This is a genomic window from Cellulosimicrobium sp. NPDC055967 (assembly GCF_042269845.1).
Lineage (GTDB): Bacteria > Actinomycetota > Actinomycetes > Actinomycetales > Cellulomonadaceae > Cellulosimicrobium.
On record NZ_JBHJYJ010000007.1, the window covers coordinates 24,424 to 41,797 of the forward strand.

At 74.7% G+C, this 17,374-nt stretch carries 12 protein-coding genes; all 12 read left to right on the forward strand.

Annotated elements, in window-relative coordinates:
* Positions 1-65 precede the first annotated feature (65 nt).
* The 12 genes from ACFC2L_RS11000 (at position 66) to smc (ending at position 17,296) form a co-directional block, all read left to right on the forward strand.
* Positions 66-1,658, forward strand: coding sequence for a molybdopterin-dependent oxidoreductase (locus ACFC2L_RS11000; protein WP_375824348.1), 1,593 nt, complete (start codon positions 66-68; stop codon positions 1,656-1,658).
* Positions 1,659-1,978: 320 nt separating this feature from the next.
* Positions 1,979-2,203 carry a hypothetical protein gene (locus tag ACFC2L_RS11005; protein WP_375824349.1) on the forward strand — a complete coding sequence of 75 codons (225 nt, stop codon included), beginning with the start codon at positions 1,979-1,981 and terminating at the stop codon, positions 2,201-2,203.
* Between the two features lie 243 nt (positions 2,204-2,446).
* Positions 2,447-5,902, forward strand: coding sequence for an isoleucine--tRNA ligase (gene ileS / locus ACFC2L_RS11010; RefSeq protein WP_375824350.1), 3,456 nt, complete (start codon positions 2,447-2,449; stop codon positions 5,900-5,902).
* Positions 5,899-7,320, forward strand: a complete 1,422-nt coding sequence (locus tag ACFC2L_RS11015; RefSeq protein ID WP_375824351.1) for a bifunctional folylpolyglutamate synthase/dihydrofolate synthase — start codon at positions 5,899-5,901, stop codon at positions 7,318-7,320. Before ileS ends, ACFC2L_RS11015 begins: the two co-directional genes overlap by 4 nt.
* 193 nt (positions 7,321-7,513) lie before the next feature.
* Entirely contained in the window at positions 7,514-8,509 is a 996-nt protein-coding gene (dhaK, locus tag ACFC2L_RS11020) for a dihydroxyacetone kinase subunit DhaK (RefSeq protein WP_375824352.1), read from the forward strand.
* Between the two features lie 69 nt (positions 8,510-8,578).
* The gene (dhaL, locus tag ACFC2L_RS11025) at positions 8,579-9,223 is read left to right on the forward strand and encodes a dihydroxyacetone kinase subunit DhaL (protein WP_141390325.1); all 645 of its coding nucleotides are present in this window, start codon (positions 8,579-8,581) and stop codon (positions 9,221-9,223) included.
* On the forward strand, positions 9,220-9,948 hold the full coding sequence (gene dhaM, locus ACFC2L_RS11030) for a dihydroxyacetone kinase phosphoryl donor subunit DhaM (RefSeq protein WP_375824353.1): 729 nt from the start codon (positions 9,220-9,222) through the stop codon (positions 9,946-9,948). Before dhaL ends, dhaM begins: the two co-directional genes overlap by 4 nt.
* A 74-nt stretch (positions 9,949-10,022) precedes the next feature.
* The gene (locus ACFC2L_RS11035) at positions 10,023-10,712 is read left to right on the forward strand and encodes a TetR/AcrR family transcriptional regulator (RefSeq protein WP_375824354.1); all 690 of its coding nucleotides are present in this window, start codon (positions 10,023-10,025) and stop codon (positions 10,710-10,712) included.
* A gap of 132 nt (positions 10,713-10,844) precedes the next feature.
* A complete protein-coding gene (locus ACFC2L_RS11040) occupies positions 10,845-12,572 on the forward strand; it encodes an MDR family MFS transporter (protein WP_375824355.1) in 1,728 nt (575 codons plus the stop codon).
* Positions 12,573-12,576: 4 nt separating this feature from the next.
* A complete protein-coding gene (locus tag ACFC2L_RS11045) occupies positions 12,577-13,071 on the forward strand; it encodes a DUF4233 domain-containing protein (RefSeq protein WP_375824356.1) in 495 nt (164 codons plus the stop codon).
* 70 nt (positions 13,072-13,141) lie between these two features.
* On the forward strand, positions 13,142-13,594 hold the full coding sequence (gene ndk, locus ACFC2L_RS11050) for a nucleoside-diphosphate kinase (RefSeq protein WP_375824357.1): 453 nt from the start codon (positions 13,142-13,144) through the stop codon (positions 13,592-13,594).
* 144 nt (positions 13,595-13,738) lie between these two features.
* Positions 13,739-17,296 carry a chromosome segregation protein SMC gene (smc, locus tag ACFC2L_RS11055; RefSeq protein WP_375824358.1) on the forward strand — a complete coding sequence of 1,186 codons (3,558 nt, stop codon included), beginning with the start codon at positions 13,739-13,741 and terminating at the stop codon, positions 17,294-17,296.
* The last annotated feature ends 78 nt before the right edge of the window (positions 17,297-17,374 follow it).

A 17,374-nucleotide genomic window follows, 5' to 3' on the forward strand; every position in this document is an offset into this window, starting at 1 on the left:
GGTGGCCGGGACCGTGGCGCGAAGGCTGCGACGGGCGTTGACTGGGAGCGACGAGAGGGCGGCAGATGAGCGGCAGCGTGCGACAGCGTGAGCACGCCGGGGCGTGGGCGGCGCTCGCGGGGGTCGTGTGCGCAGCCGTCGGGTTCGCCGTCGCCGAGCTCGTCGCGGCGCTCGTCGGCCCGGGGTCGAGCCCGCTGTTCGCCGCCGGGGCCGGGGTGGTCGACGCCGTCCCCGGGCCGGTCAAGGACTGGGCGGTCGCGACGTTCGGCACGGCCGACAAGACGGTCCTGCTCGGCGGCATGGCGGTCGTCCTCGCCGCGGGCGCGGCGCTCGCGGGCCGGCTCGAGCTGCGCCGTCCGCCGTGGGGCTCCGTGCTGCTGGGCGTCGTGGGAGCGGTGGCCGCCGTCGTGGCCGCGGGCCGGCCGGGTGCGAGCGTCGCGTGGGCGCTGCCCTCGCTCGTCGGCGTGGGGGTCGCGATCCTGCTGCTCCGGGCGTCCCTCGCGCCGCTGCGCGGCCCGACCGGCGCGGGCCTCCCCGTCGAGAGCGTCGCCGACGACGGCCGGGCGGGTTCCGGCGCGCGTGGCCGGATGGACCGGCGCCGCTTCCTCCTCGTCACCGGCCTCGCCGCCGCGGCAGGCGTCGTCGCGCTCGCGACGTCGCGCGCGGTGTCGGCCGGGTCGCGCGCCGTCACGGCCGCGCGCGAGGCGCTGCGGCTGCCGGCACCGGCGACGCCCGCGCCGGCCGTCCCCGCCGGGGCGGACCTGGGGGTCCCGGGACTCGCGCCGTACGTGACCCCGAACGGCGACTTCTACCGGATCGACACCGCGCTGCGCGTGCCCCAGGTGGACCCCGCCTCGTGGACGCTGCGCGTGACCGGTCTCGTCGACGAGCCGTTCGAGCTCACGCTCGACGAGCTCCTCGCGCTCCCGCTCACCGAGCACCACGTGACGCTCACGTGCGTGTCGAACGAGGTCGGCGGCGACCTCGTGGGCAACGCGCGGTGGCTCGGGTACCCCGTGCGCGAGCTGCTCGCGCGCGCCGGGGTCCGCGACGGCGCCGACATGGTCCTGTCCACGAGCGCCGACGGCTGGACGGCGAGCACGCCGCTCGACGTCCTGGTCGACCCCGACCGGGCGTGCCTGCTCGCGGTCGGCATGAACGGCGAGCCGCTGCCCGCGGAGCACGGGTTCCCCGCCCGGCTCGTCGTGCCGGGGCTCTACGGCTACGTGTCCGCGACCAAGTGGGTCACCGAGCTCAAGGTCACGACCTTCGCCGACGACGTCGCGTACTGGTCCACGCGCGGCTGGTCCGAGCGCGGCCCGATCAAGCTCGCGTCGCGCGTCGACACGCCGCGCGCGGGGGCGCCCGTCACCGCGGGCGCGGTGACCGTCGCGGGCGTCGCGTGGGCGCAGCACACGGGGGTCGCGGGCGTGGAGGTCCGGGTCGACGACGGCACGTGGCGCCCGGCGACGCTCGCCGACACGGTGGGCCCCGACACGTGGCGGCAGTGGTCGTACGCGTGGGACGCCACGCCGGGGGAGCACCGCCTGACGGTGCGTGCGACCGACGCCGACGGCCGCACGCAGACCGCCGACGTCGCCCCGCCCGCCCCCGACGGCGCGTCCGGGTGGCACGAGGTCACCGTGCGCGTGGGCTGACGGGACGGGCGTCCGGCCCGTGGACCCCGGGTTGTCCGCCCGGGTCCGCCCTGGCACCATGTCCGCGTGACCTCCCCGCGCCCCACGAGCAGCACGCTCGTCGTCGCGCGCCCGCAGGTCCCCTCCGCCACCTGTTGTTGAGGGCTCGCGGCGCCCTGCGCAGCCTCGACCTGGTGTCCGCGAGCAGCCTCCCGCCCCTCCCTCTCCGTGAGGGGGGCGTGACGGTCGCCGGTCTCGTGCCACGGGCTCATCGATGAGTCCCGCGCGACGCCCGGGTCTGCACCTCCGGACGCCCGCCGAGCACAGGACGCGAGACCACCATGTACGTTCCCCCGCACTTCCCCCGCTACCGGCCGACCGCGACGCTCCCGCCCGCCGTCGCCCCGGCCGAGCCGCCGCTCACCCTCGAGTGGCTCGTCGCGCGCGACATCGACGCCTACACCGCGCGCCGCCGCGCGGCGGCTACCATGGACGCACAGGCGTCGACCCGGCCATCACCGGCGAGCCTCCGGAAGAACGGGACCCGCGCCGTCGGGCAGGCCTGACGGCCCCGCGGCCAGGTCCTCACTAGAACCGGACGGGTGGGCCCGTCACAGCCTGCGACGAGCGGTCGGCGACCGCCCGCCGGGCCCGACGGCGTCGGGCACCGGAGGACGACGCCGGCAAGCGAGGTGGTACCGCGGCGAGCCCACCCTGGGTGGGGGAGTCGTCCTCGCAGGAGAGCACGACCGACCCGTACCACCACGGCGGACCTCCGCCGGCCGCTACCCACCGGAGTCCTCGAGACCATGGCCTACCCGCTGCACCGCGACCTCTCGTCCGATCCCACCACCGACTCCACGACCGCCGACGCGCGCCCCGGCGCGGCGTTCGGCGTCCCGGCCTCCCCGGACCTGCCCGCGATCGAGCGCGAGGTGCTCGCCTACTGGGACGCGGACGACACGTTCCGCGCGTCGGTCGAGCGCAACCCCGCCGGCGAGAACGGCAGCAACGAGTTCGTCTTCTACGACGGCCCGCCCTTCGCCAACGGCCTGCCCCACTACGGGCACCTGCTCACGGGCTACGCGAAGGACGTCGTCCCGCGCTACCAGACGATGCGCGGCAAGCACGTCGAGCGCCGCTTCGGCTGGGACACGCACGGCCTGCCCGCCGAGCTGGAGGCGATGGACCAGCTCGGGATCAAGACCAAGGAGGAGATCCTCGAGCTGGGGATCGAGCGGTTCAACGACGCGTGCCGCGCGTCGGTGCTCAAGTACACGAGCGAGTGGCAGGACTACGTGACCCGCCAGGCGCGCTGGGTCGACTTCGAGCACGACTACAAGACGCTCGACCCGACGTTCATGGAGTCGGTCCTGTGGGCGTTCAAGCAGCTCTACGACAAGGGCCTCGTGTACGAGGGCTTCCGCGTGCTGCCGTACTGCTGGAACGACCAGACGCCGCTGTCCAACCACGAGCTGCGCATGGACGAGGACGTGTACCAGGTCCGCCAGGACCCGGCGGTCACGGTCGGCTTCCGGCTCGAGACGGGCGAGCTCGCGCTCATCTGGACGACGACGCCCTGGACGCTGCCGTCCAACCTCTTCGTCATGGTCGGCCCCGACGTCGAGTACGTCGTCGTCGAGTCGTCCTTCACGGGCGTCAAGGAGCGGTACGTGATCGCGGCCGAGCGCCTCGGGGCGTACGCGCGCGAGCTCGCCGACGAGGGCGTCGAGGACGTGACGACGCAGGTCGTCGAGCGGCTCACGGGCGCCGACCTCGTCGGGCGGTCCTACACGCCGCCGTTCTCCTACTTCGCGGGCCACCCCGGTGCGCACCGCGTGGTCGAGGCGGACTTCGTCACGACCACGGACGGCACCGGGCTCGTGCACAACGCCGGCGCGTTCGGCGAGGAGGACAAGGTCGTCTCCGACCGCGAGGGCGTCGAGCCCGTGCTGCCGGTCGCGTCCGACGGCAAGTTCGTCTTCCCCGTCGTCGACTACGAGAGCCTCCAGGTCTTCGACGCGAACGCGCTCATCATCGACCACCTCAAGGGCCGGACGCGCCACGACGCCGCGGTCGCCGCGGGCGAGCAGACCCCGGACCTCGCGCTCGGCGCGACGAGCCCCGGGACGGTGCTGCTGCGCCGCGAGTCGTACGCGCACTCCTACCCGCACTGCTGGCGCTGCCGGCAGCCGCTCATCTACATGGGCGTGTCGTCGTGGTTCGTCGCGGTGTCGACGTTCAAGGACCGGATGGTCGAGCTCAACGAGCAGATCTCCTGGACGCCCGAGCACATCCAGCACGGCCAGTTCGGCAAGTGGCTCGAAAACGCGCGCGACTGGTCGATCACGCGCAACCGGTTCTGGGGCAGCCCCGTGCCGGTGTGGCGCTCGGACGACCCGCAGTACCCGCGCATCGACGTCTACGGCTCGTTCGCCGAGCTCGAGCGCGACTTCGGCACGCTCCCGCGCAACGAGAAGGGCGAGCCGGACCTGCACCGCCCGTTCGTCGACCGCCTCACGCGGCCGAACCCCGACGACCCGACGGGCCGCTCGACCATGCGCCGCGTCGAGGACGTCATGGACGTCTGGTTCGACTCGGGGTCCATGCCCTACGCGCAGGTGCACTACCCGTTCGAGAACACCGACTGGTTCGAGCACCACAACCCGGGCGACTTCATCGTCGAGTACATCGGCCAGACGCGCGGCTGGTTCTACACGCTGCACGTGCTCGCCACCGCGCTGTTCGACCGCCCCGCGTTCCGCTCGGCCGTCTCGCACGGCATCGTGCTGGGCTCCGACGGCCGCAAGATGAGCAAGTCCCTGCGCAACTACCCGGACGTCAACGAGGTCTTCGACCGCGACGGCTCCGACGCGATGCGCTGGTTCCTCATGAGCTCGCCCATCCTGCGCGGCGGCAACCTCGTCGTCACCGAGGACGGGATCCGCGACGCGGTGCGCCAGGTGCTGCTCCCGCTGTGGAGCACGTACTACTTCTTCACCCTGTACGCGAACACGTCGAAGGCGCAGGCGCGCGCGGGCGAGCCGGGCGGGTCGGCGGGATACGTCGCGCAGAAGGTCGCACCCGAGCGCGTGGCCGGGCTCCCGGCGCTCGACCGGTACCTGCTCGCGCGCACGCACGACCTCGTCGTGCGCGTCACCGAGCAGCTCGACGCGTACGACATCGCGGGCGCGTGCGAGACGGTCCGCGAGCACCTCGACGTCCTGACGAACTGGTACGTGCGCACGCAGCGCGACCGGTTCTGGGCCGAGGACGCGGACGCGTTCGACACGCTGTACACCGCGCTCGAGACGCTCACGCGCGTCATGGCGCCGCTCGCTCCGCTGCTCGCGGAGGAGGTGTGGCGCGGCCTGACGGGCGGGCGCTCGGTGCACCTCACCGACTGGCCGGCGTCCACAGAGGATGTCGGCGAGGACGGCGCGTCCGCCGTGGCCGTGCGCCACGTCCCGGACGCGTCCCTCGTCGCCGACCCCGCGCTCGTCGCCGCGATGGACGAGGTCCGCGCCGTGGCGTCGGCCGCGCTCGGCCTGCGCAAGGCGAACCAGCTCCGCGTGCGCCAGCCGCTCGCGCGCCTCACGGTCGTCGTGGACGACCCCGAGGCCCTCGCCCCGTACACCGACCTGCTCGCGCGCGAGCTCAACGTCAAGGCGGTCGACCTCGAGTCGACCGACTCCGACGCCGCCGAGCGGTTCGGCATCACCCAGCGCCTCGCCGTGAACGCCCGCGCCGCGGGCCCGCGCCTGGGGCGCGGCGTCCAGGCCGTCATCAAGGCCTCGAAGGCCGGGGCGTGGCGCGTGGACGACGCCGGGGACGTCGTCGTGACGACGGACGACGGCGACGTCGCGCTCCTGGCCGCGGAGTACGAGCTGACGACCGTGGTCGCCGACCGCGGCGTCGCCGAGGGAGAGGCGCCGAGCGTCGCCGCCGCGGTGCTCGCGGGCGGCGGGTTCGCCGTCCTCGACCTCGTGCTCGACGACGCGCTGCTCGCCGAGGGCTACGCGCGCGACGTGATCCGCGACGTGCAGGACGCCCGCAAGGCCGCCGGCCTCGACGTGGCCGACCGCATCCGGCTGTCGCTCGACGTTCCGGGCCAGTGGCTCGTCGCGGTCGACGAGCACCGCGACCTCGTCGCGCGCGAGACGCTCGCGGTCGAGGTCGTCGTCGAGACGTCGCCGACCGACGTGCGCTCCGTGCGCGTCGAGAAGGCCGACGGCACCGTCCCGGATGCGGCGGTGATCCTGTGAGCGCCGCCCGCAAGGACCCCGGCGCCGCACGCCGGCAGAGCGCGAAGGACGCCCGTGCGGCGGCGGAGGACGCCGCCGCGCAGGCGGACCTCGAGCGCGTCTACCAGCACATCGTGGCCCGTGCGCCCGAGCACGACTTCGACCCGACGATCGACCGGGTGCGGCGCCTGTTCGAGCTGCTGGGCGACCCGCAGCACGCGTTCCGGACGATCCACCTCACCGGGACCAACGGCAAGACGAGCACCGCGCGCGTCGCCGAGCGGCTCGTGCGCGAGCACGGCCTGCGCACCGGCCTGTTCACGAGCCCGCACCTGACGAGCGTCACCGAGCGGATCGTCGTCGACGGCGAGCCGCTCTCGCCGCGACGGTTCGTCGAGGTCTGGGACGACGTGTACCCGTACGTCCAGGTCGTCGACGCCGAGCTCGCGGAGGCCGGGCAGTCGCAGCTCAGCTTCTTCGAGGTGCTCACGGGCGTGGCGTTCGCCGCGTTCGCCGACACGCCCGTGGACGTCGCGATCGTCGAGGTGGGCATGGGCGGCGAGTGGGACTCGACCAACGTGGTCGACGCCGAGGTCGCCGTCGTGACGCCTGTCGCGCTGGACCACGAGCGCTGGCTCGGCAGCACGCTCGAGGAGATCGCGACGGTCAAGTCGGGCATCGTCAAGGACGGCGCGACCGTCGTCTCCGCGGCCCAGCGCCCGGAGGTCGAGGAGGTGCTGCGGGCCCGCGTCGAGCGCGTCGGCGCGCGCCTGCTGCGCGAGGGCGTCGACCTGGACGTCGCGGCACGGCAGGTCGCGGTCGGGGGCCAGCTCCTCGACCTGCGCACCCCCGCGGCGCTCTACGCCGAGGTGTTCCTCCCGCTGCACGGCGAGCACCAGGCGCACAACGCGCTCCTCGCGCTCGCCGCGGTCGAGGCGTTCCTCGGCGGGCGCGCGCTCGACGGCCAGGTGGTCGAGACCGCGTTCGCGGACGTCACGTCGCCGGGCCGGCTCGAGGTCGTGCGGTCGAGCCCGACCGTCCTCGTCGACGCCGCCCACAACGCCGCGGGGGCGGAGGCGCTCGCGGTCGCGCTGGGGGAGGCGTTCGACCTGCGCCACCTCGTCGGGGTCGTCGCGATCATGGCGGACAAGGACGCGGAGCCGCTGCTCGCGGCGCTCGAGCCGGTGCTGTCCGAGGTGGTCGTGACGCGCAACAGCTCGGAGCGCTCGGCCGACCCGACGGAGCTCGCCGAGCTCGCCGCGGACGTGTTCGGCGAGGACCGCGTGCACAGCACCGAGCGGCTCGACGAGGCGCTCCAGGTGGCCGTCGACCTCGCCGAGCGGGACGACGCGGTGGGCGTCGGGACGGGCTCGGGCGTGCTCGTCACGGGCTCGGTCGTCACGGTCGCCGACGCGCGCATCCTCCTCGGGCGCGGCTGACGCCCCGTCCCGCGCGGCACTGATACTCCGCGCACGAGGCGCGCCACCGGGTGGCGCGCCTCGTCGCGTCGGGGACGCCTCGCGGCCCGCCGCACCCGGGTGTTTGATGGAGGCGACGACGGCGACGGGCACGCCGGGCGGGGGTCGTCAGCGTCCGGACCACCGGGCGCACGGACCGATGGAGGGATGACCGGTGAAGAAGCTGCTCAACGATCCCCAGGACGCGGTGTCGGAGTCCCTGGAGGGCTTCGGCCAGGCGCACGCCGACCTCGTGGAGGTGCACGTCGCGCCGCCCTACGTGTCGCGCGCCGGGGGTGCGGTCCCCGGGAAGGTCGGGCTGGTCTCGGGCGGCGGCTCGGGGCACGAGCCGCTGCACGCGGGCTTCGTCGGGTCGGGCATGCTCGACGCCGCGGTCCCCGGCGCGGTCTTCACCTCGCCGACGCCGGACCAGATCGTCCCGGCGATCCTCGGCGCCGACTCGGGCGCGGGCGTCCTCGCGATCGTGAAGAACTACACGGGCGACGTGCTGAACTTCGAGACCGCGGTCGAGCTCGTCGAGGCGGAGGGCACGCAGGTCACGAGCATCCTCGTCAACGACGACGTCGCGGTCGAGGACTCGCTCTACACCGCGGGCCGCCGCGGCGTCGCGGGCACCGTCGCGGTCGAGAAGATCGCGGGGGCCGCGGCCGAGCGCGGCGACGACCTGGGGGCCGTGACGGAGATCGCGGGCCGCGTCGTCGCGAACGTGCGCTCGATGGGCGTCGCGCTCACCGCGTGCACCGTCCCGCACGTCGGCAAGCCGAGCTTCGACCTCGGCGACGACGAGGTCGAGATCGGGATCGGCATCCACGGCGAGCCGGGGCGGCACCGCATCCCGATGGCCTCGGCGGACGAGATCACGCAACGGCTCGTGGACCCCGTCGCCGACGACCTGGGCCTGTCGGACGGCGAGGACGTGTTGCTGTTCGTTAACGGAATGGGCGGTACGCCGCTGTCCGAGCTGTACGTCGTCTATCGTCAGGCGAGGAGGCTGCTCGAGGGGCGCGGCGTACGGGTGACGCGCTCGCTCGTCGGCAACTACGTCACGTCGCTGGAGATGCAGGGTGCGTCGGTCACCGTGCTGCGCCTGGACGACGAGCTCACCGCCCTGTGGGACGCTCCCGTCCACACGGCTGCGCTGCGCTGGTGAGCGGGTGCCCTTTCGTGCAGTCTCCGAGAGCCGGCGGACCGCCGGCTCGACGGCGAGGAGAGGTGGGGCATGACGCTGGACGTGGCCTGGGCGGACCGGTGGACGCGGCTGAGCGCGGAGCGCATCGCGGCGGCACGGGACGAGCTGACCGAGCTGGACCGCCAGATCGGTGACGGCGACCACGGGGAGAACCTCGACCGGGGGTTCCGCGCGGTGGTCGCCAAGCTCGACGGGGCGGCGGCCGGCGACCAGCCGCCGGGCCAGATCGGCGACGTGCTCAAGCTGGTGGCCACGACGCTCATGTCGTCCGTCGGCGGTGCTTCGGGCCCGCTCTACGGGACGGCGTACCTCCGGGCCGCGAAGGTGACCGGGCTCGCGGAGCTCGACGCGCACGGCGTCGTCGCGCTCCTCGAGGGCGCGCTCGAGGGCATCACCGCGCGCGGCAAGGCCCAGCTCGGCGAGAAGACGATGGTGGACGCGTGGCAGCCCGCCGTGGACGCGGCCGAGGGCGCCGCCGACGGTGGCGCGTCGACCGCCGACGTCCTCGCTGCGGCCGCCACGGCGGCGCGCGCGGGCGCCGAGGCGACGATCCCCCTCGTCGCCACCAAGGGGCGGGCGAGCTACCTCGGTGAGCGCAGCGCGGGTCACCAGGACCCGGGCGCGACCTCGACCGCGATCCTGCTCGAGGCCGCGCGCGACGCGGCGACCGCGTGAGCGGCACGGTCGGGGCGCGGGCGCGCGTCGCGCTGGTCCTCGTCTCGCACTCGCAGCGGCTCGCGGAGGGCGCGGTCGAGCTGTCCGCGCAGATGGCGCCCGGTGTGCTGCTGCTCGCGGCCGGCGGGACCGACGACGGCGGGCTCGGCACCAGCTACGACCGCGTGTCCGCGGCGCTCGAGGAGGCGCTGGGCGTCGCCGACGGCGTGGTCGTGCTCGCCGACCTGGGCTCGGCCGTCATGACGGTCGAGTCGGTCCTGGACATGGAGGACGGGTTCGACGGGAGGGTCCGGCTCGCCGACGCCCCGTTCGTCGAGGGGGCCGTCGCGGCGGCGGTGACCGCCCACGGCGGCGGGGACGTCGCCGAGGTGCTCGCGTCCGCCGAGCACGCGGGCGGGACGTTCGCGGTCGCGGCCGGCGCCCCCGAGAACGGGGGACCGGCCGCCGCGTCGGCGGCCCCCACGGACGGCGCGGCGCGCGCCGTCGTCACGCTGCGCAACCCGCTCGGCCTGCACGCGCGCCCGGCGGCCGTGCTGGCCCGCCTCGTCGCGGGCTACGACGCGAGCGTCGCGATCGACGGCGTCAACGGGGCGAGCGTGCTCGAGCTCATGAAGCTCGGCGCGACCGGCGGCAAGGAGCTCACGGTGACCGGGGAGGGCCCCCAGGCCGCCGACGCCGTGCGTGCGGTGGTCGAGGCCGTGGAGGGTGGTTTCGGCGAGGTCTGAGCCGATGCTCGTGTGACGGCGATCACGCGAGATTGCAGTTGATGCAAAATTGCACGGGATGCAAGAATAGTCTCGTGCCCACGACTCTCCCTGACGTGCCCGCTCGCCCCTCGTTGGCCGAGCGGGCCGCGGCGTGCCTCGCACCGTCTCCCGGCGGGCTGCGGGAGCGCAAGAAGCGCGCCCGGCGCGAGGCGCTCGTCGAGGCCGCGCAGACGCTCGTGCTGGAGCGCGGTCTCGAGGCGGTGACGGTCGAGGACATCTGCGCCGAGGTCGGGGTCTCGCCGCGCACGTTCTTCAACTACTTCCCGTCGAAGGACGACGCCGTGCTCGGCCTCGAGGACCTCGCCGTGCGGCCCGAGATCGTGGCGACCTTCGTCGGGGGCGGTCCCACGGGGGCGCTGCTCGACGACCTCGAGGTCGTCGTGGCCGACGTGCTGGCGCAGCAGATCGTCACGCCCGAGCGCATGGCGCGCACGCTCGAGCTCGTCCAGCGCGAGCCGCACCTCGTCACCCGGCACGTCGCCTGGGTCGAGGGGCACCGCGCCGAGCTCGTCGACATGTTCCTCGCACGCCGCGCCGTGCGGCCCTTCGTCCCCGACCCCGAGCTCCTGGCACTCGTGGTCATGAGCCTGCTGCGCGCGAGCACGCTCGAGTGGCAGCAGCGCGACCGCGAGGGCGAGCCGGTGGACCACCTGCCCGCCGTCGTCGGACAGCTCCGCGCGCTGCTCCAGGACTCGCGCGCCCCCGATCCCGCGGCCCGCTAGCCGTACGCCCTCGACGCCGCACGAGGGCACGGACGCCCCGGCGTCCGCACCGCCACCCGCTCCTCCCCACCACCCGACGACGGGCCGCGCCCGTCGGCGCGCTCCCGCCCGTCCTGACCGAACCGGATCCTCATGGCCTCCACCACCGCAGCACCGCCCGTCGACGGCGGCAAGCCGCTCGTCGTGCTCACCCCGCGCACCGTGTGGGTGATCTTCGGCGCCCTCATGGCGTCGATGTTCCTGTCCTCGCTCGACCAGTCGATCGTCGGCACCGCGATGCCGACGATCGTCGGCGAGCTCCACGGCGTCGAGCACCAGGGGTGGGTCATCACGGCCTACATCCTGGCGATCGCGATCGTCATGCCCCTCTACGGCAAGTTCGGCGACCTGTGGGGCCGGCGCTGGCCGTTCCTCGTCGCCATCGGCCTGTTCACGGTCGCGTCCGCCGGCGCCGGGTTCGCGCAGACCTTCCCGGAGCTCGTCGCCTGGCGCGGCGTGCAGGGCCTCGGCGGCGGCGGTCTCATGATCCTGTCGCAGGCGATCATCGCCGACATCGTCCCCGCGAAGGACCGCGGCAAGTACATGGGGCCCATGGGCGCCCTGTTCGGCATCGCGGCCGTCATCGGGCCGCTCCTCGGCGGCTGGTTCACCGAGGGTCCGGGCTGGCGCTGGGCGTTCTGGATCAACGTCCCGATCGGCGTCGCGGCGTTCGTCGTCGCGTGGGTCGCGCTCAAGCTCCCGTCGCACCGCTCCGGCCGCAAGATCGACGTCGCCGGCATCTTCTTCCTCGTCGTCGCCACCTCCGGCATCGTGCTCGTCACGAGCTGGGAGTCCCTCACCAGCTCGCGCGGCTACGACTGGTCGGACCCGTGGCTCCTGGGCCTCGTGGCCGCGGTGGTCGTGTCGGTCGCGATGTTCGTCGTGGTGGAGAACCGCGCCGAGGAGCCGCTGCTCCCGCTGCACCTGTTCAAGAACCGGACGTTCACGATCGCGACCCTCATCGGCCTCGTGCTCGGCATGGGCATGTTCTCCGCGCTCGCCTTCCTGCCGACGTTCCTCCAGATGTCCACCGGCGCGGGCGTCACCGAGTCCGGGTTCCTCATGCTGCCGATGATGGTCGGCGTCATGATCACGGCCATCGGGTCGGGTATCGCGATCACGAAGACCGGCCGCTACAAGATCTACCCGGTCCTCGGCCTCGCGATCACCGCGGCCGGCATGATGTGGCTCACGCGCATCACGGGCGACATGTCGATGTGGCTCTTCGGCGCGATGATCCTCGTCATGGGCGCCGGCATGGGCCTCGTCATGCAGACGATCGTCCTCGCGGTGCAGAACTCGGTCGACCCGCACGAGATCGGGACGGCGACGAGCGCGAACAACTTCTTCCGCGAGATCGGCGCGGCCGTCGGGACGGCGCTGTTCAGCACGATCTTCACGTCGCGGCTCGCCGACAACCTCGAGGGCGTCTTCGCGGGCCTGCCCGCGGGCTCGGCCCCTGCCGGGGCCGAGGGGTCGTCGCTCACGCCCGAGATGGTGCAGCAGCTGCCCGAGCCGATCCACACCGGCGTCGTCGACGCGTTCACCGACGCGCTCGCCCCCGCCTTCTGGTACCTCGTCCCGCTCGTGCTCGTCGGGTTCGTCCTCGCGCTGTTCCTGCGCGAGGTCAAGCTCTCCGACGTCGCGGGGATGGTCGCGCGCGGCGAGGCCGTCGCGGACCACGGCGACCTCGTCGAGGACGCTCCGGCGCACGGCGCGGACGGCACGGAGGACGGCGTGGCCGTCGTGACCGCTGGCGCCCCCGGAGCGGGCGGCGACCACCCGGAGGACCGGGACCGCGACGCCGCGCCGGTATCCTGACCGGGTGAGCACCTCGCCGTCGCAGCCCGCCGCGCAGCCGTCCCGCTACGGCCGCGCGGCGGGCCCGGTGCGCCCTTCGCCGGGCGACCGCATCAAGCCGAAGAAGCCCGCGAAGGCCCAGTTCGCGTCGACCACGCTGCTGCTCGAGGCCTTCCTCGTGGTGTTCGCCACGCTCGTCGCCTACGGCCTGCGGGACGTGCCCTACTCGCGCGGTCCGCTCGAGCTGCCGAGCGCGACGTCGATCTGGCTCGTGGGCGGCGTCCTCGCCGTCGTGCTCGTCGTCCTGTCCCGCATGGTCGGCACGCCCGGCGGCTACGTCGCCGGGTCGGTGGTCCAGGTGCCGGTCCTGGCGTTCGGCCTCGTCGTGCCGATGATGTTCGTCGTCGGCGGGCTCTTCGTCGTGCTGTGGATCGTCTCGATCCGCCTCGGCGGGCGCATCGACCGCGAGCGCGCGGCGTACGACGCCGAGCACCCCGAGACCGCGCCCAACGCCGACTGAGGCGGGGCGGCCCCCCGGGCCCGTGGTCACGGCGTCCGGCACGCCGGTGCGGCCGGTAGGCTCGGCGACCATGACCGACGTCGCACCCGCACTGACCGAGACCATCGAGCGCACCCTCATCCTCGTCAAGCCCGACGGCGTCCGCCGCGGCCTGTCCGGCGAGGTCCTGCGCCGCGTCGAGGCCAAGGGCTACACCCTGGTCGGCGTGCGCCTGCTCGACGCGACGCCCGAGCTGCTCGCGGCGCACTACGCCGAGCACGAGGGCAAGCCCTTCTACCAGCCGCTCGTCGACTTCATGCTCTCGGGCAAGGTGCTCGCGGTCGTCGCCGAGGGCCAGGGCGTCATCCCCGGCTTCCGCTCCCTCGCGGGCGCGACGAACCCGACCGAGGCCCTGCCCGGCACCATCCGCGGCGACCTCGGCCGCGACTGGGGCCTCAAGGTCCAGCAGAACCTCGTCCACGGCTCCGACTCGCCCGAGTCCGCCGCGCGCGAGATCGCGCTCTGGTTCCCCGAGCTCGGCTGACCCACCGTCACGCGGCACCGCGCCCCGTCCCGGCCGCACCGGCCGGGGCGGGGCGTCTCGCGTCCCGGCACCCGCGCCGACGGCGTCCGGCCGCGCGGGCGCAGATCCGCGGGTTCGTCGGGGGCCGCCACTAGGCTCGGGTCCGTGCACCTCAAGACCCTGACGCTGCGCGGCTTCAAGTCGTTCGCGTCCGCGACGACGCTGAGCTTCGAGCCCGGGGTCACGTGCGTCGTCGGGCCGAACGGCTCGGGCAAGTCCAACGTCGTCGACGCGCTCGCGTGGGTCATGGGGGAGCAGGGCGCCAAGACGCTGCGCGGCGGCAAGATGGAGGACGTCATCTTCGCCGGGACCTCCGGGCGGCCGCCGCTCGGGCGCGCCGAGGTCTCCCTGACGATCGACAACACCGACGGCGCGCTGCCGATCGACTACACCGAGGTGACGATCTCCCGCACGCTGTTCCGCAGCGGCGGCTCCGAGTACGCGATCAACGGCGCCGCGTGCCGCCTCCTCGACATCCAGGACCTCCTCTCGGACTCCGGCCTCGGCCGGGAGATGCACGTGATCGTCGGGCAGGGACAGCTCGACGCCGTCCTGCGCGCGACGCCCGAGGACCGGCGCGGCTTCGTCGAGGAGGCCGCGGGCGTCCTCAAGCACCGCAAGCGCAAGGAGAAGGCGCTCCGCAAGCTCGACGCGATGCAGGCCAACCTCACGCGCCTCGCCGACCTCACGACGGAGATCCGCCGCCAGCTCGGCCCGCTGGGCCGCCAGGCCGAGATCGCCCGCAGGGCCGCGACGATCCAGGCGGACCTGCGCGACGCCAAGGCCCGGCTGCTCGCGGACGACCTCGCGCAGCTCACCGCGACCCTGGAGCAGGAGATCGCGGACGAGGCGGCGCTGCGCACCCAGCAGGCCGAGGTCGAGCGGGCGCTCGCGGCGGCGCGCGACGCGCTCGGTCGGCTCGAGCGCGACGCCGCCGAGGCCGCGCCTGCGCTCGGCGCCGCGACCGACGTCTGGTTCCGGCTGTCGTCCCTGCGCGAGCGCCTGCGGGGCACGCAGACGCTCGCGGAGGAGCGGGTCCGCCTGCTCGGCCGCCCGGAGCCGGCCCAGCGCGGCCAGGACCCCGACGAGCTCGAGGCCCAGGCGGAGCGCGTGCGCGCGACCGAGGCCGAGCTCGAGGCGGAGGTCGCCCGCGCGCGGGAGGCGCTCGCGGCGGCCGTCGCCGACCGCGAGGACGTCGAGCGCTCTGCCGGGGACGCCGAACGCGCGGTCGCGACCCTGCTCCGCGGCGCGGCCGACCGCCGGGAAGGCCTCGCGCGCCTCGCGGGGCAGGTCGCCGCGCAGCGCACCCGGGTCGAGGCCGCGGAGGCGGAGATCGGGCGGCTCCGCGAGTCGCTGGCGGAGGCCGAGCACCGCGGCACCCGGGCACGCACCGACTTCGCGGTGCTCGAGACCCAGGTGGTCGGCGCCGAGGAGGGCGAGGAGGGCCTCGACGCCGAGCACGAGGCCGCGGCCGACGACGTCGAGCGGACGACGTCCGCCGTGCGGGCGCTGGAGGACGAGGCCACCGCCGCGGACCAGGAGCGTGCCACGTGGAGCGCGCGGATCGAGGCGCTGGAGCTCAGCCTGGACCGCAAGGACGGCGCCGGCGCGCTGCTCGCGGCCGACGGCGTCGGGGTCGTGGGGTCGCTCGCCGCGCTGCTCGGCGTCGAGGCCGGGTACGAGGACGCCGTGGCCGCGGCGCTCGGCCCCGCCGCGGACGCCGTCGCCGTCGAGTCGGTCGACGCGGCCGTCGACGCGCTGCGCTACCTGCGGACCGAGGACGCCGGCCGGGCGGGCCTCGTCGTCGCCGTCGACGGGGCGGACGGGAGCGAGCGCGACGCGGTCGAGCTGCCCGACGGGGCGCGCTGGGCCGTCGACCTCGTGACGGCGGGCGGGGGCGTCGGGTGCGCCGTGCGCGCCCTGCTCACGGACGTCGCCGTCGTCGACGACCTCGCGCACGCGCGCGCCCTGGTGGCGCGCCACCCCGGCGTCGCGGTCGTGACGCGCGGGGGCGACCTGCTGTCGACGACGCGCGCGTGGGGCGGTTCGGCGTCGGCGCCGAGCGTGCTGCACCTGCAGTCCGCGCTCGACGAGGCGCGCACCGCCCACGACGACGCCGCGGCCCGCGGGGAGCGCGCGCGGTTCGCCCTGGTGGGGGCGCGCGACGCGGCGCAGGAGGCGCGCGCCCGCTACGACGACACGCTCGACCGGCTCAACGAGTCGGACGCCCAGCTCGCCGCCGTCGCGGAGCAGCTCGGCCACCTCGGCGCGACGGCGCGCTCGGCCGCCGCGGAGGCGGAGCGCGTGCGTGCCTCGCTCGAGCGCGCGTCGCAGGGGCTCGACGACGCGCGCGAGGCGCTCGCGAGCCTCGTCGAGCGGCTCGACGTCGCCGAGGCGGCGCCGGAGCAGTCGGAGGAGGCCGTCGCCGACGCGACGACGGAGCGCGACCGCCTCCTCGCGCTCGCCTCGACGGCCCGGACCACGGAGACCGAGGCGCGTCTCGCCCTGCGCACGAGCGAGGAGCGTGCGCGTGCGGTGGCCGGCCGGGCGCAGTCGCTCGCGCGGGCCGCCGCGGCGGAGCGCGAGGCGCGGGAACGGGCCGCGCGGCGCGAGGCCGCGCGGGTGCGGCAGGCCGAGCGCGCGTCGGCGGTGCGTGACGGCGCGGCGCGCGCCCTGAGCGCGGTCGACCGGTCGCTCTCCCGCGCGGGCGCGGAGCGCGAGGCCGCCGAGGCGGCGCGCGCCGAGCGCGACGCCGCCGTGACCGCGGCCCGCCGCGAGGTCGACGACCTCGCCTCCCGGCTGCGCGAGCTGACCGACGTCGCGCACCGGGACGAGGTGGCGCGCGCCCAGCAGCAGCTGCGGATCGAGCAGCTCCAGGCACGCAGCGTCGACGAGCTCGGCCTCGACCCGGCCGTCCTCGTCGAGGAGCTCGGCCCGCACCGGGACGTCCCGGTCGCGTCGGACGACGACGAGCCGCGCACGGTGCCCTACGACCGCGCGGCCCAGGAGAAGCGGCTCCGCGCCGCCGAGCGCGACCTCGGTCGGCTCGGCAAGGTCAACCCGCTCGCGCTCGAGGAGTTCGCGGCGCTCGAGGAGCGGCACAAGTTCCTCGCGGACCAGCTCGCCGACCTCAAGAAGTCCCGCGCCGACCTCCTGGAGATCGTCAAGGAGATCGACGAGCGGGTCGAGCGGGTGTTCGCGGACGCCTACCGCGACACCGCCGAGCAGTTCGAGCGGGTCTTCGCTCGGATGTTCCCCGGCGGCGAGGGGCGGCTCGTGCTCACGGACCCGGACGACATGCTCACGACCGGGATCGAGGTCGAGGCGCGGCCGGCGGGCAAGAAGGTCAAGCGGCTCTCGCTGCTGTCCGGCGGCGAGCGCTCCCTCACCGCGGTCGCGCTCCTCGTCGCGATCTTCAAGGCGCGGCCGTCGCCGTTCTACGTCATGGACGAGGTCGAGGCCGCTCTGGACGACGTCAACCTCGGTCGTCTCCTCGAGATCTTCCGGGAGCTCCAGGAGGACTCGCAGCTCATCGTCATCACGCACCAGAAGCGCACGATGGAGATCGCCGACGCGCTCTACGGCGTGACGATGCGCGGCGACGGCGTGACGACGGTCATCAGCCAGCGGATGGACGAGGCGCGCGAGGAGGTCCCGGTGTGAGGGGACTCACGCCGGCAGGGGGCACGACCGCGACCTGGGTGAATGCTGGAGAAACGTTGGAATTCCGGGCCTTGTGAA

Excerpts from the sequence above, each read along its gene's own strand:
- ACFC2L_RS11000 (WP_375824348.1), top strand. The coding sequence starts at position 66 with ATGAGCGGCAGCGTGCGACAGCGTGAGCACGCCGGGGCGTGGGCGGCG.
- ileS (WP_375824350.1), top strand. The coding sequence starts at position 2,447 with ATGGCCTACCCGCTGCACCGCGACCTCTCGTCCGATCCCACCACCGAC.
- ACFC2L_RS11005 (WP_375824349.1), top strand. The coding sequence starts at position 1,979 with ATGTACGTTCCCCCGCACTTCCCCCGCTACCGGCCGACCGCGACGCTC.
- ndk (WP_375824357.1), top strand. The coding sequence starts at position 13,142 with ATGACCGACGTCGCACCCGCACTGACCGAGACCATCGAGCGCACCCTC.
- dhaL (WP_141390325.1), top strand. The coding sequence starts at position 8,579 with ATGACGCTGGACGTGGCCTGGGCGGACCGGTGGACGCGGCTGAGCGCG.
- ACFC2L_RS11040 (WP_375824355.1), top strand. The coding sequence starts at position 10,845 with ATGGCCTCCACCACCGCAGCACCGCCCGTCGACGGCGGCAAGCCGCTC.